At 49.5% G+C, this 24,193-nt stretch carries 16 protein-coding genes; 5 read left to right on the top strand and 11 right to left on the bottom strand.

From position 1 onward, the window contains the following. The first annotated feature begins 12 nt into the window (after positions 1–12). Both rpoC and OXG75_00725 read left to right on the top strand, forming a co-directional pair. A complete protein-coding gene (rpoC, locus tag OXG75_00730) occupies positions 13–4,158 on the top strand; it encodes a DNA-directed RNA polymerase subunit beta' (protein MCY3624516.1) in 4,146 nt (1,381 codons plus the stop codon). A gap of 40 nt (positions 4,159–4,198) precedes the next feature. Beyond that, positions 4,199–6,883, top strand: a complete 2,685-nt coding sequence (locus tag OXG75_00725; GenBank protein MCY3624515.1) for a valine--tRNA ligase — start codon at positions 4,199–4,201, stop codon at positions 6,881–6,883. Between the two features lie 34 nt (positions 6,884–6,917). Here the strand turns inward: OXG75_00725 and purF are convergent, their stop codons facing one another. The 8 genes from purF to OXG75_00685 form a co-directional block, all read right to left on the bottom strand. Beyond that, positions 6,918–8,336, bottom strand: a complete 1,419-nt coding sequence (gene purF / locus OXG75_00720) for an amidophosphoribosyltransferase (protein ID MCY3624514.1) — start codon at positions 8,334–8,336, stop codon at positions 6,918–6,920. Next, positions 8,333–10,564 (bottom strand): phosphoribosylformylglycinamidine synthase subunit PurL, encoded by a 2,232-nt coding sequence (gene purL, locus OXG75_00715; GenBank protein ID MCY3624513.1) that lies wholly within the window; start codon positions 10,562–10,564, stop codon positions 8,333–8,335. The genes purF and purL overlap by 4 nt, the downstream gene beginning before the upstream one ends. Continuing rightward, positions 10,561–12,240 carry an AMP-binding protein gene (locus OXG75_00710; GenBank protein MCY3624512.1) on the bottom strand — a complete coding sequence of 560 codons (1,680 nt, stop codon included), beginning with the start codon at positions 12,238–12,240 and terminating at the stop codon, positions 10,561–10,563. The genes purL and OXG75_00710 overlap by 4 nt, the downstream gene beginning before the upstream one ends. Positions 12,241–12,254: 14 nt before the next feature. Then, positions 12,255–12,983: an HAD family hydrolase gene (locus tag OXG75_00705; protein MCY3624511.1), complete on the bottom strand. Its 729-nt coding sequence runs from the start codon at positions 12,981–12,983 to the stop codon at positions 12,255–12,257. Positions 12,984–13,000: 17 nt separating this feature from the next. Then, positions 13,001–13,363 carry a cobalamin biosynthesis protein CbiX gene (locus OXG75_00700; GenBank protein MCY3624510.1) on the bottom strand — a complete coding sequence of 121 codons (363 nt, stop codon included), beginning with the start codon at positions 13,361–13,363 and terminating at the stop codon, positions 13,001–13,003. A 3-nt stretch (positions 13,364–13,366) separates the two neighbouring features. Further along, positions 13,367–14,515: a M20/M25/M40 family metallo-hydrolase gene (locus OXG75_00695; protein MCY3624509.1), complete on the bottom strand. Its 1,149-nt coding sequence runs from the start codon at positions 14,513–14,515 to the stop codon at positions 13,367–13,369. 141 nt (positions 14,516–14,656) lie between these two features. Further along, positions 14,657–14,938 (bottom strand): Fis family transcriptional regulator, encoded by a 282-nt coding sequence (locus tag OXG75_00690; GenBank protein MCY3624508.1) that lies wholly within the window; start codon positions 14,936–14,938, stop codon positions 14,657–14,659. Then, a complete protein-coding gene (locus OXG75_00685; protein MCY3624507.1) occupies positions 14,935–15,285 on the bottom strand; it encodes a type II toxin-antitoxin system RelE/ParE family toxin in 351 nt (116 codons plus the stop codon). The genes OXG75_00690 and OXG75_00685 overlap by 4 nt, the downstream gene beginning before the upstream one ends. A 207-nt stretch (positions 15,286–15,492) precedes the next feature. Between OXG75_00685 and OXG75_00680 the strand changes: the two genes are divergently transcribed. The 3 genes from OXG75_00680 to OXG75_00670 all read left to right on the top strand — a co-directional run bounded on the left by OXG75_00680 (position 15,493) and on the right by OXG75_00670 (position 22,244). Continuing rightward, positions 15,493–17,298, top strand: coding sequence for a DEAD/DEAH box helicase (locus OXG75_00680; protein ID MCY3624506.1), 1,806 nt, complete (start codon positions 15,493–15,495; stop codon positions 17,296–17,298). Next, the gene (locus OXG75_00675; GenBank protein ID MCY3624505.1) at positions 17,288–20,635 is read left to right on the top strand and encodes an AAA family ATPase; all 3,348 of its coding nucleotides are present in this window, start codon (positions 17,288–17,290) and stop codon (positions 20,633–20,635) included. Before OXG75_00680 ends, OXG75_00675 begins: the two co-directional genes overlap by 11 nt. A 139-nt stretch (positions 20,636–20,774) precedes the next feature. Further along, on the top strand, positions 20,775–22,244 hold the full coding sequence (locus tag OXG75_00670; protein ID MCY3624504.1) for a leucyl aminopeptidase: 1,470 nt from the start codon (positions 20,775–20,777) through the stop codon (positions 22,242–22,244). A 60-nt stretch (positions 22,245–22,304) separates the two neighbouring features. On the opposite strand, the gene OXG75_00665 is transcribed toward OXG75_00670, so the two are convergent. The 3 genes from OXG75_00665 to OXG75_00655 all read right to left on the bottom strand — a co-directional run bounded on the left by OXG75_00665 (position 22,305) and on the right by OXG75_00655 (position 24,181). Continuing rightward, entirely contained in the window at positions 22,305–23,225 is a 921-nt protein-coding gene (locus OXG75_00665; protein ID MCY3624503.1) for a branched-chain amino acid transaminase, read from the bottom strand. Positions 23,226–23,401: 176 nt separating this feature from the next. After that, entirely contained in the window at positions 23,402–23,782 is a 381-nt protein-coding gene (locus OXG75_00660) for a hypothetical protein (protein MCY3624502.1), read from the bottom strand. Positions 23,783–24,019: 237 nt separating this feature from the next. Continuing rightward, positions 24,020–24,181: a hypothetical protein gene (locus tag OXG75_00655; GenBank protein ID MCY3624501.1), complete on the bottom strand. Its 162-nt coding sequence runs from the start codon at positions 24,179–24,181 to the stop codon at positions 24,020–24,022. Positions 24,182–24,193 lie beyond the last annotated feature (12 nt).

Genomic DNA, 24,193 nt, shown 5'->3' with positions numbered 1-24,193 from the left:
GGGAATCATACCATGGATATAGACACGCTTTTTGAAAAGCCGAAAAACCCTTCTGATTACTCGACCATAAAAATTTCCATAGCTTCTCCGGAAAAAATCAGGTCATGGTCAAACGGAGAAATAAAAAAACCTGAAACTATAAACTACAGGACATTCAAACCCGAGAGAAACGGTCTTTTCTGTGCCAAAATATTCGGGCCCGTGAAAGATTACGAATGCACCTGCGGAAAATACAAAAGACTTAAGCACAGAGGAGTAACTTGTGAGAAATGCGGCGTGGAAGTAATTTCCTCTAAAGTAAGAAGGGAGAGAATGGGTCATATAGAACTCGCTTCTCCCGTTGCACACATATGGCTTCTTCGCAGCATTCCCAGCAGAATAGGAATGCTCCTTGACATGACTTTGAAGGACTTGGAGAGAGTGCTTTATTTCGAGGCTTACATAGTTATGGATCCGGGAATTTCCGACCTCAAGTTTGCCCAAGTAATAACCGAAGATGAGTACAGAGCCGAGCGCGAGCGCTTCGGTTCCGAATTTGTCGTCGGTATGGGGGCCGAATCGGTACGGGAAATGCTGAAAACCATAGATTTAAACGAGCTTTCTCAAGAACTCAGGACGAGTATGAAAGAGACCAAGTCTCCAATCAAAAAAGCCCGTATTGCAAAAAGACTGAGAATATGTGAAGCGTTTCGCAAGTCCAAAAACCGTCCGGAATGGATGATCCTGACCACTATTCCTGTTCTGCCACCTGATCTCAGACCCCTTGTTCCTCTTGATGGAGGACGGTTTGCCGCCTCTGATCTTAACGATCTCTACAGAAGAGTGATCAACAGAAACAACAGGCTGAGAAAACTCCTTGAACTCGGTGCTCCGGACATAATAGTCAGGAATGAAAAGAGGATGCTGCAGGAGTCTGTCGACGCACTTTTGGAGAACGGGAGAAGGGGAAGACCGGTTTTGGGTCACAACCACAGACCACTTAAGAGTCTGAGTGACATAATAAAAGGTAAACAAGGCAGATTCAGACAAAACCTTCTGGGGAAAAGAGTTGATTACTCAGGTCGGTCAGTGATTACCGTAGGTCCAGATCTGCGTCTTCACCAATGCGGAATCCCCAAGCAGATGGCGCTTGAACTTTTCAGGCCCTTTATTTACCAGAAGCTTGAAAGATGGGGTGAGGCGGCAACGATAAAGATAGCGAAGAAGCTGCTTGACAGCGAAGCTCCGGTGGTGTGGGACGCTCTTGACGAAGTGATAAAAGAGCATCCGGTACTTCTTAACAGGGCCCCGACTCTTCATCGTCTTAGCATACAGGCTTTCGAACCGGTGCTTATTGAAGATAAAGCCATTCAGCTTCATCCTCTTGTATGCCCTGCCTACAACGCGGATTTTGACGGCGACCAGATGGCGGTTCATGTTCCGCTCTCAATTGAGGCCCAGACCGAATGCCGCTCGCTTGTTATGTCGACGAACAATATTCTTTCTCCCGCGCACGGAAAGCCGATAATACTTCCCACTCAGGATATAGTTCTGGGGCTTTACTACCTCACAAGGGATACGGCTTCAGATAAAAGTTCCGAGCCGGGCCGTGTTTCTTCAGTGCGTGAGGTGGTTTTTGCGTATGAACTGGGGAAGATCGGTTTGCATGATAGCGTAACAGTGAGGATTGACGGGAAGAGTCATCTGACGACAGTCGGAAGAGTGTTGATGTACGAGGTTGTTCCCGAAGGTGTTTCCTTTGAACTTATCAACAAGCCAATGACTAAAAGAGCTATAGAAGCCCTTGTGGATGAGTGTTTCAGGAAAACCGGCGGCAAAAGCACGGTTTTGCTGGCTGACAGCCTGAGGACTCTAGGATTCAAGTATTCGACAAAGTCCGGAGCTTCTATTTCGATCACGGACATGATTATTCCTGAATCAAAGAAGGATCTGTTGGAAAATGCCCAAGAGGAAGTTATGAAAGTGCAGAGCCAGTATTCCCAGGGGCTTATAACCGACGGAGAGAGGTACAACAAGGTAATAGATATTTGGGCAAAAACAAGCGATGAAGTCGCTCAGGCAATGATGAGAAAGATCTCTTCAGAGGAAGTCCAGACGGGCAAAAACACTACAGTTGCGGGACCGAGTTCGAACCCAATATATATGATGATTGATTCTGGGGCGAGAGGGAGCCAGACGCAGGTAAGGCAGCTTGCGGGTATGAGGGGGCTTATGGCGAAGCCTTCGGGAGAAATAATAGAAACTCCTATCACATCCAATTTCCGTGAGGGGCTATCAGTGCTCCAGTATTTTATTTCTACCCATGGTGCGAGGAAGGGACTTGCGGATACGGCACTAAAAACAGCAAATGCCGGTTACCTGACGCGAAGGCTGATTGATGCCGCCCAGGATGTAATGATTGCCGAACTTGACTGCGGCACCATAGAGGGAATTAAAGTCAGTGATCTGGTGGAAGGTGGAGAAATAATTGAAAAAGTAGGGGAGAGGGTGCTTGGAAGGGTGGTGCTTGAAGATATAGAAGATCCCCAGACCGGAGAGGTCATTGTTCACGCAAACGAGGAAGTTGATGAGACCGCGGTTGCTAAGATGGATGAAGCGGGCATAAGCGAGGTGAGCATCCGTTCTGTTCTTACCTGTGAAACCAGAAGCGGTGTCTGCAGACTCTGCTATGGAAGGAACCTTTCCACTGGAAAACTTGTGAACATGGGCGAAGCCATAGGTATTGTCGCGGCCCAGTCAATCGGGGAACCCGGAACTCAGCTTACCATGAGAACGTTTCATATAGGTGGTGCCGCGAGCCAGAGAGCAGCCGAGAGCACCCTTGAGAATCAGCACGAGGGGATAGTCAGATTTAAGAACATAAAAGCCGTCAAGGGACGTGGTAACAAATTGGTTGTTATCAGCAGAAGCGGCGTCCTTTCAATTGAGGACAGCAAGGGATATGAAAGGGAAAAATATCCCGTTGTGCTCGGGGCCAGGCTTAACGTCAAGGAAGGGGACAAAGTAAAGAAAGGAAAAATACTCGCTGAATGGGACCCTTACACGACCCCAATAATTTCAGAAGTTCCGGGTGCTGTAAAGTTCAGGGACCTTGAAGCCGGAGTTACGTACAAGGAACAGGTCGATGAAGTCACGGGTGTTCTCATGAGGGTGGTGGTTGAGACCAAGGATCTGGAAATGCATCCCACTCTGGATGTCGAGGTGAGAACAGAGGATTTGGAATCTCTGGAAATCGATTCCTTGCCGAAAGATAAGAAGGTGCCTTACTCGCTTCCCGTAGGCGCTATAATAGAAGTCGGCGACAAAGATAGCATAGAGGCGGGGGATGTGCTTGCCAAGATTCCGAGAGCGACCTCGAAGACAAAAGACATCACCGGAGGTCTTCCCAGGGTTGCCGAGCTTTTTGAAGCCAGAGTGCCCAAAGATCCGGCCGTTGTAAGCGAAATCGACGGACTTATATCTTACGGGAAAGATCTAAAGGGGAAGAAGAGGGTTGTGGTAACTCCGGAGATGGGAGAGCCTAAAGAATATACTGTTCCCAGGGGAAAACATATCTTGGTCAGGGAAGGGGAATTCGTCTCTTCCGGTGACCAGCTTGTCGACGGTGCGGTTAATCCCCATGACATTCTGAATATCATGGGAGAAAAAGAACTCGCCAACTACATGGTTAACGAAATTCAGGAAGTCTACAGACTTCAGGGTGTGAAGATTAACGACAAGCATATCGAGGTTATAGTCAAGCAGATGCTAAAAAGGGTGAAGATAAAAGACCCAGGTGACACCACCATGCTTGTCGGCGAGGCTATAGAGAAAAATGTTTTCTTTGAAGAAAATGAGAAGGTCGTCGAAGAAGGCGGAACCCCGGCAGCGGCCGAGCCACTTCTTCTCGGTATAACCCGCGCTTCGCTTAGCACTCGCAGTTGGCTTTCCGCCGCATCTTTTCAGGAAACCACCAGGGTTCTTACCGAGGCCTCCTGCGAGGGTAGGGAGGATGATCTCAGAGGACTCAAGGAAAACGTTATCGTGGGCAGGTTGATTCCGGCTGGCACCGGCCTTCCCATGTACAGGGACATAAGCATAGAGACCGAGGCACCGGAAATACCTGTACCCGTACCGGAAGTCGAAGAGAAGAGCGAAGACGTATTGCTGGAAAGCTAATATTTCCCCTGCGGTCTATTCTTTCTTTTGATCAGTAGCCATGGAGAAAAGCTACAACCCTGCCGAGGTTGAACGGAGAGTTTATGATTTCTGGATCTCATCGGGACTTCACAAATCCGAAATAAAAGACTCGGCTGAGGTTTTCTCAATTGTCATCCCCCCACCCAACGTAACGGGATCGTTGCACATAGGCCACGCTCTTAACAACACCATTCAGGACATTCTCGTCAGGTACAAGAGAATGAATAATTTCGATGTTCTCTGGGTTCCAGGGACCGATCACGCGGGTATTGCTACCCAGATGATGGTTGAAAAAAATCTTGCCTCCGAAGGACTCACGAAAAACGATCTGGGCAGGGAAAAATTCCTTGAACGAATTTGGCAATGGAAAGAGAACTCCGGCAACCGAATAACAGAACAGTTAAAAAGACTCGGAGCGCTTCCCGACTGGGAAATGGAGCGGTTCACCCTTGATGAGGGGCTTTCAGAAGCGGTGAGAGAAGTTTTTGTCGATCTTTACTCTCAAGGACTTATTTACAAGGACAAAAGGCTTGTCAACTGGGACCCCAAGCTCCGTACGGCTATATCGGATCTGGAAGTGGAGCAGAGAGAGACTCAAGGGAACTACTGGTATATAAGATATCCGATAGAGGGAGATGATGGCCTGTTCGTTACTGTAGCTACAACACGTCCTGAGACCATGCTTGGAGATACTGCAGTCGCGGTTCATCCTGAAGATCCGAGATACGCCGATTTAGTGGGCAGAAATGCTATTTTGCCTCTTGTTGGAAGGAATATCCCGGTAATAGCTGATGAGTACAGCGACCCAGAGAAGGGTACGGGAGCCGTAAAGATAACTCCGGGACATGATTTTAACGATTTTGAAGTCGGAAAACGTAACGGTCTTGATATATTAAACATTCTTGACGAGCGGGCACACGTAAGAGGTGATGTCCCCGAAAAATACGTGGGACTTGAAAGATTTGAGGCTAGAAAAGCCGTAATCCAGGACCTTGAGGAAGGAGGTTTTCTGGTAAAGGTTGAGCAAACCACCCACACGGTTCCCTACGGCGACCGCTCCGGGGTGATCGTAGAACCTTGGTTGACTGACCAGTGGTACGTAAACACAAAAGAACTTGCCGCTGAGGCCATTTCATACGTAGAACGAGGTGAAATACGTTTTTATCCGGAGTTCTGGGAAAACACTTACTTTGAATGGATGAGAAATATAGAGCCTTGGTGTATCTCGAGGCAGCTTTGGTGGGGTCACCGAATACCCGCATGGTACGGACCTGACGGGGAAGTTTTCGTTGCCGTGAATGAGCGCGAAGCTGCCGCTTCCGCGAAGAAGCATTATGGTGAAGAGGTCAAACTCGTTAGGGATCCGGATGTGCTGGATACGTGGTTTTCTTCCGGGCTCTGGCCTTTTTCCACCCTTGGATGGCCAGCGGAGACTGAAGCGCTCAGGCATTACTATCCGACATCGTGCCTGGTTACCGGATTTGACATTATTTTCTTCTGGGTCGCGAGAATGATAATGCTGGGACTTAAGTTCATGAAAGATGTCCCTTTCAGGGATGTTTATGTGCATGGCCTTATACGGGACGCAAAAGGTCGCAAGATGAGCAAGACGACGGGCAACGTAATTGATCCTATTGACGTGATCGAAAAATATGGTGCCGACGCGCTTCGTTTCTCGCTTGCGGCACTTGCAGCTCAGGGAAGGGATATAAAGCTTACCTTTCCTGTTATCGAGGGATACAGGAACTTCATGAACAAGATATGGAATGCTACCAGATTTGTGTTTATGAACCTTGAACCGGAGATGATTCACGACTCCGATCTCAACAACTCTTGCCTAAGTGTTCCTGACCGATGGATTCTCAGCAGGCTCAACTTCACCCTCGCCGAAGTTGAAGAATTCATTGAAGACTACGAATTCGACAAGGCTTCTCAGGTGCTTTATCACTTTATATGGGATGATTGCTGCGATTGGTATCTTGAAATATCCAAGTTTTCGCTTTATGGAGACGACAGTGAATCTAAAAAAACCACTCTTAACGTACTCGTGCGGGTCCTGGTACGCTCCCTGAGGGCGCTCCATCCTTTTACGCCCTATATTACGGAGGAAATATTCCGAATATTCAGGGAAAAGGGAGTCAATCTTCCTAAAGGAGAAGGTCTTGATTCAAAGAGCATTCTTGAAACACGGTATCCAAAGCCGAAGGAAAGCGAGATATTTAAAGAAGAGTCCGGGCAGATTGAGCTTGTAAAAAGTGTTGTAACTGGAATAAGAAACCTGCGTGCCATCGTGGGAATTCATCCCTCGGAGAAGGTATCAATCCACCTTAATTCCGAAAGCAGCGAGGTAGGAGATGTTTTAAGGGAAAACCTTGAGATTATCCTGGGTATGGCTTCTCTTGCAGATTGCGTTGTTTGCGGAGAGGATATTCAGGGTAAAACAGTCTCGGAAGTTGTTTCGGGGGTGGAGATAATTATGCCGGTTGAGAATCTGCTTGATCTTGAGAAGGAAATTTCCAGACTGAGTAAGGATTTGGCAAAAGTTACGCAGGAACTTAAAAAAACCGAGGGTAAACTTGCGAACAGGGATTTCATCAAACGTGCTCCCGAAGACGTTGTGGAAAAGGAAAAGGGGAAACTGGATGAATTTCAAAACCACAAGAAAAAGCTTGAAGAGATTCTCGGGAAACTTTCAGATATATAGCCGGAACTCTTGATTTTAGCACGGTCCGATGGGACTAAAAAAGGTCCATTTGTTGATGCGACACTTTCTCGTCTGTTATTTCCACCGGATAATTTCCGTCAAAACACGCAAAACAGTAGCTTGATTTTCCATTAAGGGACTCGTCACCGTTGGTGACCGCTTTTGCTACCCCATCTCTGCTTAAGTATCCCAGAGTATCGGAAGTTATGTAGTCCTTTATTTTTTCTACTTCGAGAGAATGCGCTATGAGTTCTTCTTTGAGAGGAGTATCTATGCCGTAGTAGCATGAGAACTTCATCGGAGGTGAACTTATTCTCATGTGAACTTCCTTGGCACCGGCATCGCGTATCATCTTGACGATTTTTCTGCTGGTTGTCCCTCTTACTATGGAGTCGTCAACCACTACTATTTTTTTCCCGTCTATGACCTCTTTTATCACGCTGAGTTTCAGTTTCACTCCGAAGTTTCTTATTGATTGTTGAGGTTCAATAAAGGTTCTTCCGATATAGTGACTCCGCAGGAAGCCGGTTTCAAAAGGGATTCCCAACTGCTCGGCGTATCCCATGGCCGCCGGCGTTCCCGAATCTGGTACGGCCACGACGATGTCCGCGTCGGCGGGAGATTCAATTGCGAGTTGTTTCCCCATGTTTTTCCTCATCTGATAGATGTTTTTTCCTTGGACAAACGAATCGGGTCTCGAGAAATATATGTTCTCAAATACGCAGTATTTGTGCTGTTTTTTCGGAAGCGGATTGAATGACCTGATTCCTTTCTCATTTATGAATATTATTTCCCCTGGTGCTACTTCCCTTATATAATCAGCTCCTATTAGTTCAAAAGCACATGACTCGGAGGCCACAACGTAAGAATTATCAATCTTCCCGAGAACAAGGGGCCGGAATCCGTGGGGATCACGTGCAGCTACTAGCCCTTTGGGAGTAAGAAATAAAAGACAATAAGCTCCTTTGCATTCGGTAAGGGCTTCGATGATTCTTCCCAAGAAGGTTTTTTCTTTTGATCTCGCTATGAGGTGTACGATTACCTCGGTATCTGTGGTTGACTGGAATATGGAACCTTCTTTCTCAAGCTTGTGTCTCAGCACTCTCGCATTTGTGAGATTGCCATTGTGTCCGACCGCTAGCTCTCCTTTTTCGTAATTCATAATCAGAGGCTGGGTATTCTTGTTGTTGCTTGAGCCTGTTGTGGAATACCTTACGTGGCCGATTGCGGTAGTGCCTTTAAGCTTCAATATGGACTCTTCATCAAAAACTTCGGTTACGAGTCCCATCTCCCGGTGAGAGTAAAGCTTCTCACCGTCGGTTGACACTATGCCAGCGCTTTCCTGACCTCTGTGTTGGAGAGAGTAGAGACCGAGATAGGTAAAATTGGCAGCGGCTGGATGATCATATATTCCAAAGACTCCGCACTCTTCGCGTAGCTTTGCCATTTTCACCCCTCTGGGACCGAAAGACTCCTCTGAAAGCCCATAGACCATGCATCGTGAACTGCTGAGATTTTCATGTCGATTAAATCTTCAACGCAGAACCTGTCGTTATCAATGACTACTCCGGCACGCAGCGCGGGAACGCCGTAATTACTCGCCATCTCTTCTATTCTTCCCCAATTGGCTTCGCTTATGCTAGCTATTACTCTGGATTGCGTTTCGGAGAAAAGAAACAGATCGCCTCTAAGAGAGTTTTCATTTATATCGGGCGCTTTTACCAAGACCCCCCTTGTACCGTCTGGACTAAAGCAGCATTCCGCGAGCGCTACAGTAAAGCCGCCCTCAGATATATCATGCGCCGATTTAAGTATACTTTGAGAAGCGCATGCAATCAACATTTCGGCAAGCTTTTTCTCTTTATCAAGATCAATTGAAGGTGGTTTCCCGTCAATCAAGCCGTGTTGGATATTGAGGTACTCACTACCTCCTATATCTTCTTCTATGGCTCCTCCGAGCAGTATCACTAAATCTCCAGGATCTTGAAACCAAGAAGTGACGGTTTTGGCGATATCTTCTATAAGGCCCACCATTGCCACAGTCGGGGTAGGGAATATTGCGACACCCTCGGTTTCGTTGTAAAGACTGACGTTGCCGCTTACAACAGGCGTATTGAACGTTCTTGCGGCTTCCGACATGCCTTCAACGCTTTCTTGGAACTGCCACATTATCTCGGAATTTTCAGGGTTTCCAAAATTAAGACAGTCGGTGATCGCAAGGGGAGAGGCACCACAGCAGGCCAGATTTCTGACACTTTCCGCGACAGCTATTTTAGTTCCTTCACGAGGACTTAGATAACAATATCTAGAATTAACATTAGATGTCATTGCGATCCCTTTATGAGTTCCCTTGAGCCTTATTATCGCGGAATCCGCTCCTGGTCCCAAAACGGTGTCGGTTCTTACCATGTGGTCATACTGCTCGTAAACCCATTTCTTGCTCGATACAGTCGGAGAAGACAGAATCTCAAGGAAAGTTCTTTCAATATCTTCAGGTTCGGGGATATCCTCCGAATCCAGTTTTTTTATTTTGTTCAGGTAGGCGGGTCTTTTTACCGGTCTTTCGTAAGTTGGCGCTCCGGAGGTTATGAGGCTTACGGGCAGGTCCGCAACTGTGCTTCCTTCTTCTACAATAGTCAGTCTTCCAGAATCGGTCACCTTGCCGATAATCGAAAAATCAAGGTTCCATTTCCTGAAGATATCCCGGGCTGTATTTTCCTTGCCCTTTTCCAAGACTACAAGCATTCTTTCCTGCGATTCAGAAAGCATCACTTCATAGGGAGTCATGCCTTCTTCTCGCCTTGGAACCCTGTCGATTTGAATCTCGAGGCCTGTTCCCGCACGATCAGCCATTTCCGTTGAAGAGGATGTGAGTCCCGCGGCTCCCATGTCCTGTATGCCGACAACACAATCAGTCTTAAACAGTTCCAGGCAGGCTTCAAGAAGAAGTTTTTCCGTAAACGGATCTCCCACCTGTACCGCGGGCCTTTTCTCTTCGGTTTCCTCTGTAAAAGTGTCAGATGCCATGATGGCCCCCTGTATGCCGTCTCTTCCGGTCTTTGATCCGACGTATATCACGGGATTCCCTTCGCCCGACGCATATCCGCGGAAGATGTTGTCTTCTTTCGTTACTCCGAGAGCGAAGGCGTTTACAAGAGGGTTTCCGTTATAGCAATCGTCAAAATATATCTCTCCTCCTACAGTGGGAATACCCATGCAGTTCCCATAGCCGGCTATTCCCGATACGACCCCTTCGACAAGGAATTTTGTTTTCTGAAGATCCGGGTTTCCAAAGCGAAGGGAGTTTAAAAGCGCCACCGGCCTTGCTCCCATGGTGAATATGTCCCGGAGTATCCCCCCGACCCCGGTGGCGGCGCCCTGGTAAGGTTCTATGAAGGAGGGGTGGTTGTGGCTTTCCATCTTGAAGACGACACAGTCGCCATCCCCTATATCCACCACTCCCGCGTTTTCTCCCGGGCCCTGTATGACCTGCTCTCCGGTTGTGGGAAACTTCCGGAGATGCACCTTGGAGCTTTTGTAGGAGCAGTGCTCAGACCACATGGCTCCCAGAATTCCGATTTCTGTCGAGTTGGGCTCTCTTCCCAGGGTTTCGATTATCTTTTGGTATTCGCTCTCGGTGAGGCCGTGGTCAAGGGCGAACTTGAGAGGTGCTTTATTCATTTGTCCTCCGGGGGCTGGATGAACTTCGTGGTCCTGGGTATGTCCATGTTCCTGAAAAGATATCTTTTCACCTTTCTCGTAGTGGTTTTCGGAAGTTCTTTTCTTGCGACCGCGAAGTGGCTGATTCTTTTGTGGGCTTCAAGGCGGCGGTTAAGTGCGCTTATGTCGCTTTTGAGAATATCCCACACGCTTTCATCATCTCCGTCCTGCGGGGTGTTCCCGAGCCTTCTTGAAATTCCCTCCTTCTGCGGAAATATCACGGCCTGTATCCTTTCGTCATCCGGGCTGAATACAACGGCTTCTTCAACCGTTTCAAGCGGGGTAAGCTTCTCCTCGATCTCCTCGGGAGAGATGTTCTTTCCTCCCTTGGTTACGATAACCGATTTTTTCCTTCCCGTTATGTGCAGATAGCCCCCGTCGTCAAAATAGCCAAGGTCACCGGTTCTGAGCCAGCCGTCATCGGAGAGAATCTCTTTTGTCGCCCTGGGGTTCTTATAGTAACCCAGCATTATGTTCGGGCCCCTGGCGCATATCTCCCCGACCCCTTCTGTGTCCATATCCCTTATCTCAACCTCGATTCCTTCAAGCACCATTCCGCCGCTTGTGTTTTTTGGCGCTGAAGGGGGATTTACTGATATAACCGCGGCTGTCTCGCTCATTCCGTATCCCTGAAGCAGGGGAAATCTGTATTTTTCGAGTCCCAAAGAAGCTGCCTCGGATAAGGCGGCCCCGCCGCTTACTATGAGTCTCAGGCGGTCAAGACCCAGGCGCTTTTTCGCCATCTTTCCAAAGAGCCCCGAAGGAAGCATCCTTGTGAAAAAGCTTTTTGCCTTGGCCTGTTCTATTCTTCCGAGCAGTCTCTCCAGTATCAAAGGGGTGTTTAGCCACACCGTGGGTCTTGCGGCCTTGAGATCCGAGAGCATTTCATTCGGTTTTATGCTTCTTGCGAAAAACACTCTCTGCCCGCAGCAGAAAGAAAGCAGTATTCCGCCTATTCTCTCATACACGTGGTGGATGGGAAGTATGGAAAAAGCGGTGTCTTTATCTGTTATGGGAAAAGCGCAGTAGAGTGTATTAAGGTTAGACATTATGTTTGCGTGGGAGAGCATTACGCCCTTGGGGTTGCCGGTGGTTCCCGAGGTGAAAACTATATCAGCTATGTCCTCGGGTTCTGTTTTTTCTGGTGGTTTGGTTTTTTCGACATCGGTCCTTAAATTAAGAGCTTCCTCCATCGGTATTATGTGCTCGACGGTCCCAATGTCGCCCAAAGTTTTTACGAATGGTGCCGAGGCGATAAGGAATCTTGAATCTGAAAGCACGAGAACCTGCTTTATGTGTTCCGTTTTAGCCCTAGCGTCAAGTGGTACGGCTATTGCACCCGCCCATATTGCCGCAAAGTAGGAGATTGCCCATTGCGGGCTGTTTTCTCCCACTATGGCAACATGTTCTCCCTTCTTAAGACCTAGGGATCTCAAGTGGGCAGAAAGCCCGGCGAAAAGAGTAAAGACTTCACTGAAAACAAGAGAGCTTAGCGACAGATCCTTTTTTCTTACGGAATAGGCGATCTTGTCCGCGTAGAGGGCAGAATTTTCCTCAAGCATCTGCTGTATGGTTGTTATATGTTTCGCGCTTCTTATGGAGGGCAGTTTTTTTTCAGTGCGGGTGAATCTTTGCATCTAAATGGGGGTTTTCAGATTATTTCTCTCAGTTCTATCAGGTCTTTTATGATGAATTTCGGTTTTGCTCGGGTGAGTTCTTCCTTTCTTTTTACCCACACGGAATCAATTCCTGACTCAGAAGACCCTTTTATGTCTGCTTCGGGGTTGTCCCCTATGAAAACGGCATTTTGCGGACTCTCATCAAGTTTCGCGAGAGCGGATTCAAACATCTTCCGGTGAGGTTTTCTCCAGCCTATTTCTTCTGATATCACTACATCTTCGAAAAAATCCGCGATCCTGAATTTTTCGAGCAGCTCCCGCACCGTGGGAGCGTGATCAAAGTTTGAGACCAGGGAAAGCCTGTATCCTTTTTCCTTTAGGTAGGAAAGAACTTCAGTGTGGTGCTCGGGGTATACAACCGCTCCGCAGAGGCTTTCCATGTGTGAGCGTACAAACCTGTCAGGCAAGTCGTCACTTCCGTTGATGCCCGTCTTCTCAAGGAATATCTCAAACCTTTTTCTGTTCGGATGCTCTCTCAGATCCTTTTTCCTGAGTTCAAGAAGCTCTGTGTAGCTCTCAACAAAAGGCGTATAGAAGTCCGAGAACTCCATTCCTCCGAGGCTTGAGCGCATCTTTGTGAAAACGTGTTGGGCGGTTGAGTTATGTACCTCTCCGTTAATAGTCACCTCGGGCAGGAGTGAAGGTTCGAACATTACAATCGTGTCGAAAAGGTCAAAAAGCACCGCCGAATATTTTCTCATCAGGTTTTGTACGGGTATTACCCAAGCGATCTTTCAAATACAACTTCTATTATCTTGTCGTGAAGTCCAAGCGGTTCCGTGACCCTGTAGCTCACCTGCGGAAAATCCCGAGCTGCTTCCGCCACCATTCGGGGTATGTCTGACTTTGAGTGTCTTCCCGGTACGAGAAAGTACGGGTGGACTGTTATGTCACTCGCGCCGGCCGCTACGCATTTGCGAAAAGCCTCCTTTATTGACGGTTCGCAGAGTTCCATGTGGCAGTGCTCAACCATATCAAACGGGGAGCCCGGGTAAGCCCTTGCCCTCTCGGCCACTTTCTCAAGAAGGGCGTTTGCTTCTTCTACAGTGCTTCCGTGATCAACCAGAATTAGAGCCTTCATCGCTCAGTTGCTTTCCGAATGGAGTTTTATGGTTTCAAGGACTATCTCCGCCGATCTTCGGAATTCATCGATCAGAAGATATTCGTTTACGGTGTGAAGCTCATACATTCCGGTTCCCAGGTTTACGCACTCGATTCCCTTTTCGTTTATGTAGTTCGCGTCGCACCCTCCGCCGCTTGTGTGAAGTTCTATGTCGTGGTGGATGTTCTCCGCCGCTTTGAGTACGAGTTTCGTCACAACTGCCTGCGGGGAGACGTTCATTACCGGGTAAACGCGTTCTGTCTCTACCTCCGCGCGGGCAAAGAGCCGTTCTCCGTCAAGGAAAAGCTCTCTGCTCCCGGCCGCTTCCAGAAAGCACTCGCACATGTGCTGTATCTGCGCGTCCAGTTTTTTCGGGTCGTGGCTTCGCGCTTCGGCTTTTACTTCAACCAGCCCCGGAACTATGTTTATGGCGGACCCCCCGTTTACCTTTCCTATGTTTGCGGTTGTCTCATGGTCTATCCTCCCGAGCTTCATTCTGGAGATTGCCTCGCTTAGGATTTCCACCGCGCTTATTCCGTTCTCCGGGCAGAGTCCTGAATGCGCTTCTACGCCGTATATCTTCACGTCCATTATGTCTGAGCATGGGCACCTGAGGACAAGTCTATCTGGTGTGCTGCTGTCAAGAACTATCCCGTAGGTGCTTTTAAAGCTTGAAGTGTCAAGGAACTTCGCCCCCAGAAGGCCGACCTCTTCACAGATCGTAAAAGCCACTTCTATATCGGAGTGCGGGATATCGTTTTCTCTCAGGGTACGAAGCACTTCGACTATTATGGATACGCCGCTTTTATCGTCGCTTCCGAGTATTGTAGTGCCGTCGCTTCTCATGACGCCGTCCTGCACTCTCGGTTTTATTCCCTCTCCCGGGCTTACTGTATCCATGTGGGAGCAGAGGAAAAAGGGCGGGGCGTTTTCTTTCGTTCCGGGAATCCTTACTATCATATTTCCCGTATCCGCGCCGACTTTCTCACCGGCGTCGTCATAGAAACATTCAGCACCGAGATCTTTCATCTCTTCTTCAAGCCTTACGGCTACATCTTTTTCTCTTCTTGACGGACTGTCTATCCGTATGATGTCCATCAGGTGTTCGGTCATTCTTTGTTCTTGGATCATTGGCCTGCTTATTCTTTTTAGATGATTAATGCATTTTGAAGTGTCACTGCCGTCCTAACGTCTTTCTGCAGATGTTTTCATAACAGGTTGTCTTAGGCGAGGAGAGACGCTATGGACTTGTCATGTGAAACTGCAGAGAGTTTATACAAGGTCCAAGCGCACCTCACGTCCTACCGCCGTGGCAGCTTTCTGCAAGGTTGTCAAGGTAACCGTACCGTTTTCGGTGTCTAACAATCGGTCGAGGGTGCCGAGGCTAGTGCGCATTCTCCTTGCCATAGCAGTTCTGGTAAGACCATCTTTTTCCATAGTTGCTACCACCTGATGTGCCAATACGCGCTTTATTGCGTTAGTAGTAACTTCCTGTCTGATGCCTTCTTCATCCAGCCAGCTATCAAAAGATGTTCCGATGTTTTTGTCTTTCACAAGTATTCTCCCCTTTTTCGCTTGATCGCAAGGTCAATGTCCTTCTTGGGGGTCTTCTGGCTTTTCTTTATGAAGCCGTGTAACAGTATCATTCTGTCTTTCTCTACGCAGAATATTATCCGCGACATTCTTCCGTCAACCAGTCTGCTGCGTACCTCCCAAAGACCTCGTCCCAATGAACGCACAAACGGCATACCGAGCGGCCAAGAAAACTCAATTTTTCTTATATCCTCGCCAATTATCTTACGATCCACAGGGTTCAGGCTCCGCAACCACTCACGGACTGGCTCCCGATCTTCCTCTGAGCGGTAAAAATATGCCGATAACCGCTTCAGCACCTGAATCATAGGTAAATGTATCAAGAATAATATGATCGGTCAATTTGCTGACGCGGTTCTCTACGTGCGAATAAATAGCGGGTTTTCCTTGTTTCCTGTATGCTCTATGTCCGTGTTATTCGTACAGAAAAGAGGAAATATCGCCGGAAACCGAAAAAATCTGAAAAGGAGGAACAGGGCAGATATTCCGCAAAGATATTTCTCAGGGGGAACTGAATGAATAAAAACCGGATATCCTGCCGCGCGCCCGATGTTCCCTCAAGTGGTGCGGATATCCCTTTTCCTCATTCCTGCCTCTGTTTTGACATTGAAGCAAAGCAGGGAAGCAGCGGGCTAAACGCTTTTGCGGCAATACGCTCGGACACGGGGGAGTCTATACGCTTTCGCGATGGAGACCTGCGGGCTGAGCTTGAAAGACTTGATGAGTTTGCACAGGGAGCGGCATTTCTTCTCGGGCATAACTTGATCGGTTTCGATCTGCCTCACATAAAAGCGATAAAACCCGATCTTCGTCTCCTTGAACTTTCCCCAATCGACACGCTCTGGCTAAGTCCTCTTGCCTTTCCCAAAAACCCCTATCACAGACTCGTAAAGCACTACAAGGACGCGGGTCTTGAGCGCGCGCAGACAAGCGACCCGGAAATTGACGCGAAGATCACTCTTGAACTTTTCAGAGATGAAATCTCGGCGCTTGGGAAATCTGCCCCCGAACTTCTCTCGGCCTGGCACTGGCTTGCCGGAACGGATGAGAACATGAGGGGTTTCGATGTGTTTTTCTCTTTTCTGAGACGCTCGAAACGTCCCTCGGACGATGATGCACGCGGGGCGATAGGAAGGTTTCTTGAAAACAGGGCCTGCACTGTGCAGGCGGAAGAAGCCATGGGAAATATTCCGCGCCTCGGCTGGTCCTTTGCCTACGCTCTTGCTTGGCTTTCAGTGTCGGGGGGAAACTCAGTCATGCCGCCCTGGGTACGTCATCAGTTTCCCGAGACGGGCAGGCTTGTACGCATGTTAAGGGACATTGCCTGCGGCAACTCCAACTGCGACTGGTGTGCGGAAAGACACGATGCCCGCAAGGAGCTCTCGCGCTGGTTTGGTTTCTCCGATTTCCGCGAGAAGCCTGCCTGCGAAGACGGCGCTTCAATGCAGCGCGCGATAGTTGAGAGGAACATGGCCGGAAAACACGTTTTGGGCATCATGCCCACGGGCACCGGAAAGTCCCTTTGCTACCAGGTTCCCGCCCTTTCCCGCTATTACAAAACTGGAGCTCTCACCGTAGTTATCTCACCCCTTGTAGCCCTCATGGCGGATCAGGTTGAAGGCCTCTCGGAGAAGGGGATAAACTCGTGCGTGACCGTGAACGGACTTCTTTCTGTGCCCGAGCGGGCAGAGGCGCTTGAACAGGTAAGACTCGGCGATGCCAGCATACTGATCATCTCGCCCGAGCAGCTCAGAAGCCTTTCCATAAGACGGGTGCTTGATCAGAGGGAGATTGGATCATGGGTGATAGACGAGGCTCACTGCCTCTCGAAGTGGGGACACGACTTCCGTCCTGATTACCTCTACCTTGGACGTTTTGTACGCGAGAAGGCGGAGAGGGAGAAAGCCCCGGTTCCGCCCCTGCTGTGCCTCACGGCCACGGCCAAGCCCGACGTTGCGGAGGAGATCAAGGATTATTTCAGGAAGACGCTCGGGATTCATCTTGATGTTTTTAACGGTGGCACTCATCGTCCCAACCTCGGGTTCGAGGTAATTCAAACTACTGAAGCGAAAAAATTCTCTGATATACACCGGATAATCGCACAATATCTTCCGGCGGATGAGCTCGGAGGCGCGATTGTTTACTGTGCCACGCGGGCACAGAGTGAGGAGGTGGCAAGCTTTCTCGCCGGAAAGCAGATCGCCACCGGCTACTTTCACGCGGGACTGACTCCCGATGCCAAGAAGAACGTCCAGCAGAGCTTTATAAGGGGGGGACCTGAGTGTTATCGCTGCCACAAATGCGTTCGGCATGGGTATTGACAAGCCCGACGTCAGGCTCGTGGTTCACGCCGATATGCCGGGTTCGCTCGAGAACTATCTGCAGGAAGCGGGAAGGGCCGGACGTGACGGGGAGCCTGCGCGCTGCGTTATGCTCTATTCGCCTTCTGACGCCGAGAGGCAGTTCGGAATGTCGGCGCGTTCAAAACTTAACAGAAGGGAAATTCACGGCATTCTGAGAGCGCTTCGAAGGCTTGACCGCAAAAAACGTCTCGGAGGAGAGGTTGTCGCCACCGCGGGCGAGATACTGCTTGAGGATGAGGATAACGAGTTTGTAAAGGATTCGGCTACTGACGACACAAGGGTCAGAACCGCTATATCCTGGCTTGAGGATGCCGTGCTGCTCACAAGAGAAGAGAACCTGGTCAAGGTTTTCCCCTCGTCTCTTCAGATGAATTCGCTTGAGGAAATCTCAGGGATATTGCGGAAAAAGTCGGTTTCCCCGGCCTACCAGGAAAAGCTTCTCTCCATCGTAAGGGAGATAATGAACTCGGACAGGGATGAAGGAGTTTCCACCGACCAGCTCATGTACGTATCGGGCCTTAATGCCGAAGAAGTGGCTTCAGCCATGCACCAGCTTGAGAGCCTGGGCATAGCAAGCAATGATATCGCCATTACCGCCTTTGTGCACTCGGGAGTGCAGCACTCATCCCGGAAACGTTTTGAGCAGGCCGTCGGGCTTGAAACCGCTCTGATAAGCTACATGCGCGGTATGGAACCCGGCATCGGAGCGGGGGAGAAGTTCACTCTGCCTCTGCGTTCGGCTTCACAGAAACTTACAGAACAGGGACTTCAGGATGCCCTGCCGCAGAGGGTGCTTGCCCTTCTTCGCGGCATTGCCCGGGATGGCAAAGGGGACCAGGCAGACTCCGGGAGCATTTACGTGCGAAACCGGAACAGGGATACGGTGAGAATTGCTCTTCAGAGGGAATGGCCCTCTCTTGAGAAGACAGCGGACCTCAGGCGCGAAGCCGCGGCACTTCTTCTTAAGCACCTACTTGGACGTCTTCCGGAGAAAACCCGCGGGACGGATCTCATGGTGGATACGACCATGGGGAAGCTTTTAAATGCGATTAACTCCGATATTGCCCTTAAAAGCCGGGTAAAGAATCCCGTGAAACTTCTTAACAGGGCGCTTCTCTGGCTCCATGACCAGGAAATCATCCGCCTTAACAGGGGCCTTACCGTGTTTCGCACTGCTATGACTGTTAATCTGAAACCTGTGAGTAGGGGGTTTGCCAATGTCGATTACAGGCCTCTGGCTGATTATTACAGGGGACGGGTTCAGCAGATACATATAATGGCCGAGTTCGCAAACAGGGGACTTGACGACATGCAACTCGCCATGAAGCTGGTTGGCGATTATTTTGAGCTCAATCAGGATGACTTCCTTATCCGCTGGCTTCCTGACCGTAAAAAAGAGCTTGAAAGGGAGACTAGTCCCGAGTCGTGGCGCGCGATAGTGGAGAGCCTTAACAGTCCACCGCAGCAGCGCATAGTGGCGAATGACCAAGAACAGACAAATATGCTTGTGCTCGCGGGTCCAGGTGCGGGCAAGACCCGGGTTCTGGTGCACCGTATCGCCTATCTTCTGCGCGTGAAGAGGGAGAACCCCCGAAGTATCATGGCACTTGCTTATAACCGCCACGCCGCCGCAGACATACGACGCAGGTTGAGGGAACTTGTCGGTGATGACTCCCTTGGTGTTTCCGTGTTTACCTGTCACGCTCTTGCCATGCGACTTGTCGGCGCGAGTCTTGCCGAAAAAACGCAGCCGGAAGATGGGGATTTTTTCAGGGGCGTGCTGCGCCGCGCGACGGCGCTTCTTCAGGGAGAAGGGGCGCCTCCTGAGGAATCGGATGAGCAGAGAGAGAGGATGCTTGCCGGTTTCCGCTGGATACTTGTTGATGAATATCAGGATATAGGCAATGAAGAATATGAACTTATCTCGGCTCTTGCGGGGCGAATGAAGAAGAATCCGGATGACAAGCTTACATTGTTCGCCGTGGGAGACGATGATCAGAATATCTACACCTTCAAGGGGACTTCAGTCAAATTCATCAGGCGTTTTGAGAAGGATTACAAGTCCCGGCCCTTTTTTCTCACGGAAAACTACTGCTCTACCCACAACATCATTGCTGCCGCAAATGCGGTGATTGGCCCGGCGCGGAACCGCATGAAGGCTGATCATCCCATCAGCGTCAACCAGGCGCGTTCAAAGGATCCCGGCGGCGGAAAATGGGAAAAGCTCGACCCGGTGGCAAAGGGAAGGGTACAGATTGTTCCGGCTGGAGATGACATGTATTCCCAGGCCGTTATTGCCATGACTGAGTTAAGACGTCTTGCGGGTCTCTCTAGCGATTGGGACTGGTCGCGCTGCGCCGTCGTGGCGCGCGAGTGGAAGAATCTTGAACCCGTGCGTACTTTATCCGAAATCCAGAAAATCTCCGCACAGATGGGCAATGAAGATCCCCCGGGCTTCTGGCGTCTTCGCGAAACCCAAGCGCTTGTTCTCTGGCTGCGTGAACGAAAAACCGTGACCGTCGCGGACATGGACAACTGGCTCAGGGCGCAGAAACCCGGTCACTGGAACGATCTGCTCCGTGAAGCTGCAGGGGAATACAAAGAAGAAAGCGGCGATGCAGAAACTCCCGTGAGTCATTTTATAGAGTGGCTTGCGGAATGGGGCCGGGAGATACGTCGCCGCCAGCGGGGGCTGCTTCTCGTGACTGCGCACGGAGCCAAGGGACTTGAATTCGATCACGTGGTTATACTCGACGGCGGATGGGATCAGCAGTCCAAGGATGCCGATGAGAACCGAAGACTCTACTACGTAGCAATGACTCGGGCGAAAAAGACCTTGACGCTTATGCGTCTTGGAAAATCGAACCGGCTGCAGGAGCCTCTGCGGGGCAATCTCTCGGTAGTTGAGCGTGAGCCTGTCGCACTTTCGGGTAAACATGACGAGAAGCTCAGAATATGCCGCGTAAGACTCACGCTCAGGGAAGTGAATATTGGTTTTGCCGGATACAGGTCCGCCGGTCATCCTCTGCATCGTTCCATCTCCGCGCTCTCCCACGGAGATCTTCTTGAGACGCGGGTTGTTAACGAACGCTGGTGTCTGCTTGATGGTTCAGGGGTGGTTGTAGGGCAGCTTGCCAAAAAGTTTAAGCCGCCGGAGGGGATGCGCTGTGTGGGAGCGACGGTTTTCGCTGTCGTGGTAAGAGATCGAGAGGACTCTGATCCTGAGTACAGAAAAAATATGTCGTGCGACCGGTGGGAAGTAATTGTGCCTGAGCTTCTATTTGAGCCGAAGTGAGGGCACCGATGTCCCGAGAGAGCGGGGATTCCCCGAGCCCTGTTTTTGGTTTCGGGGACTCTTGTATGTAAAATTATTCCCCTATCGGAATATCGCCGTCCCGGCTGTGTTTTGAAATCTCGATTAACGAGGAGATAAAATGGAATTTTCTCTTGTAAAAGATAATGTTGCGGACATCAGGTCTGACTCGGTAGTTTTACCCTGCTATGAAGAATCGAAGCTTCCCGCAACGGCGAGAAAAATTGACCGTGCGCTCGGAGGGTTTCTTTCAGACAGGGCGAAACTGTCTGACTTTAAAGGCACCTTCGGAAAAACGGTTCTTGTTGATACGCCGGGCGATTTCAATATGAAAACTGTTGTCCTCCTCGGCCTCGGGAAAAAGGAGAATTTCGGTGCGCTTGAGGCTTTTCGCGCGGCCAACATCGCGGTTGCGAGAACAGGCCAGCGCTCCCACGCCGTCTCCGTTGATTTCTCCGGTGTGGACAGGGAGTTTCTTGGAGTCTTCCTCGAGGGAATGGCCTGCGGAGCCTATGAATACGGGAAATTAAAGTCTTCTGGAAAAAAGAAAAACCGAATACAAAGGGTTTATATAACCTCAAGGAAAATCTCCGCTGATTATTTCAGGACTCAGGCCGCCCGCGCAAGTGCGATCTCGGAAAGCGTTGCTTTCACAAGAGATATTGTTAATGATCCTCCTAACCTGCTTACTCCCTCAATTCTTGCTGAACACGCCCTTTCGATTTCCGAAGGGTCAGAACATCTGGACTGCAAGATTCTCGGCAAAGAAGAAATAAGTGAGATGGGAATGGGGGGACTCTCCGCGGTTTCTTTCGGAAGCAGCGAACCCCCGAGATTCATCCATCTTTCCTACACACCTCCCAGAAAATCCAGAAAGAAAGTTGCCATTGTCGGCAAGGGAATAACCTTTGATTCGGGAGGCCTTTGTCTTAAGCCGGCCGACAGCATGAGAACGATGAAAATGGATATGTCGGGTGCGGCTGTTGTACTCGGTTCCATGAAAGCGATAGGGGAACTTACCCCCGGCATTAACGTTCACGGCATTGTTCCCGCTACGGAGAACATGACGGGAGCTTCTGCCTATAAACCGGACGACGTGGTAACGGCGCTTAACGGCAAGACAATAGAAATTATAAATACAGACGCCGAGGGCAGGGTGGCTCTGTCCGACGCGCTCAGTTACGCGGTTCGCCTCGAGGTCTCGGAAATAGTGGATCTCGCGACGCTTACCGGCGCGTGCATAGTCGGGCTCGGGCTTCATAACGCCGGGGTCATGGGCAACAGCCCGAATCTCGTTAAATCAATTTTAAGTTCGGCCGGCAACGTGGGCGAGAAGATGTGGGAGCTTCCTCTAGACGTGGAGTTAAGAGAGGAGATAAGAAGCCGCGTGGCTGACGTCAAAAATGTTGGAAGCAGGTGGGGCGGGGCAATAACCGCTGCGCTTTTTCTTGAGAATTTCGTTTCGGATGTTCCCTGGGTTCATATAGACATAGCCGGTCCTTCCTACATGGAGAAAACTTCTGACTGGTATCAGTACGGAGCCACAGGGTTCGGCGTTAGGACAATAGTTAACTACCTTATGGAGAGATGACATTTCCATAAGGTTTGCTGTATTTTCTGCGCAAACAGTGCTGGATTGTGTGGAAACCGCTCAGGAGATGTAATCAAGCCAGTGGCTGAATTTCTCATCTTCTCCTTTTATAACGCCAAAGTACCTTTTCTGGAGAGTCTTTGTTATTTCCCCGGGTTTACCTGAACCTATTTTCTTGCCGTCAACTTCCCTGATGGGCGTCACTTCAGCCGCGGTCCCCGTGAAAAAGGCCTCATCCGCTATATAGAGCTCATCTCTTGTGAAACGCTGCTCTCTCACTGTAAAGCCTTCGTCATCGGCAAGTTCAAGGACGCATTTCCTGGTTATGCCTTCAAGTATTGAAGTGAGGGGAGGGGTTTTGAGGATTCCGTTTCTGACGATAAAGATGTTCTCCCCGCTGCCTTCAGCAACGTAACCTTCTCCGTCGAGCAGGATTCCTTCATCAAAGCCGAGATCCGCCGCCTCCTGTCTTGCCATGACCGAGTTTACGTAGTTTCCGCATATCTTGGCCTTGGTCATAAATGAGTTCACATGCATTCTCGTGTAGGAGGATATCTTCGCCCTGATTCCGTTTGCGATTGCGTCATCCCCTAGATAGGTTCCCCATGGCCACACGGCTATCGCTACATTTATGGGATTATCTCCGGGGAGTATTCCCTTTCCCCCGTCCCCGATAAAAACTATGGGTCTGATGTAGGCTTCATCAAGACCGTTTTCGCGCAGAAGATCTACCACCGCGTCGCAGAGGGTCTGGGTATCGTAGGGAATCTGTATGCCGGCCACGTGCGCCGAGGCGTAAAGCCTCTCCATGTGCTCGGTGAGTTTCAGCACGGCTGATCTCCCGTCAGAGCACTTGTAGGCCCTTATGCCTTCAAATACGCCCAGACCATAATGCAGGGTGTGGGTGAGCACGTGCACATTCGCCTCGTTCCAAGGCACTGTTTTTCCGTTAAACCAGATTCTGGATTGGTCGTCTGACATAGGCTTCTACCATGATTCGGAGAAAGAAAAGTTGCAAACAGTATTATTATTCCCCCTTTCGTTGTCAAGCTTGCCCGATGGTTACTGTAGCCCTAAAATGGTCAAAGGAATTTCCGCTATTTATCCTTGTGAGAATGGATCCCTGTTGCATGTAGTGAAACCGCAGGCGGGTATTTTTACTTTGGTTCCAGGTGCTCTTTGATCACCGTGCTCATTTTCTGGGAGAATTTTGATCTTGGAAGAACAAGATCTACACCTTTTTCTCTGAATTTGGCCGCGAGGTCTCGCTCCACATGAGGTAGATACCCTATGCAGAAGGTCTCTTTATTTATAGCGGAATTCCTAAGCCTGATGAAAATTTCCTCGGCATCGATTCTTTTTGAAGCGAGATCAATAATTACGAGGTCGACTTTCTTTCCTTCTACCTTGTCTTGAAACTCCTCGCGATTTCTTGCCTTTACCATAGAGACATCAAGGCGCTTGGCCGCACTTTCAATCTTTGACGAGAAAAACATGTCGTCAGCAATAATGCAGATCGTTTTTTTTGGGATTTTCATTGCAAGATATTTTGGCTTAACGGGGAATCGCCTTAATATTTCTAGGTCGCTTTGAAGACTGTTTTCCGGGTCTGCGCGCAAACCCGCTTTCAGTGCGTCTAAAGGCCGTATTTCTTATTTATTTTTGAGAAAGGAATCGTTATATTCTCCGGAAGCAATGAAATCCCTGTAGGCCCTCTCAGCTTCTTCATAGTTTTCAATGTCCTGGGAATTATATACAATGCTAGACAAGCCCCCTTACTTTGCGAACTTGATTTTCCTTCTTGCCTCTAGTTTTCTGTCAGCGTCCCGGAATATCGCCCTTGCTATCTCCTCGGGTGAAGCGTCTATCGGCTCGATTACGTTCTTGACCGGGCGACCCCGGGGTCGCTTCTTTTCTTCTGTTTTCTTCTTTGCCATTTTCCACTAATA

It is taken from the genome of Candidatus Dadabacteria bacterium, from assembly GCA_026705445.1.
GTDB lineage: Bacteria > Desulfobacterota_D > UBA1144 > Nemesobacterales > Nemesobacteraceae > Nemesobacter.
The sequence above is the reverse complement of the archived record's forward strand: the minus strand, read 5'-3'. Positions and strand labels throughout refer to the sequence as shown.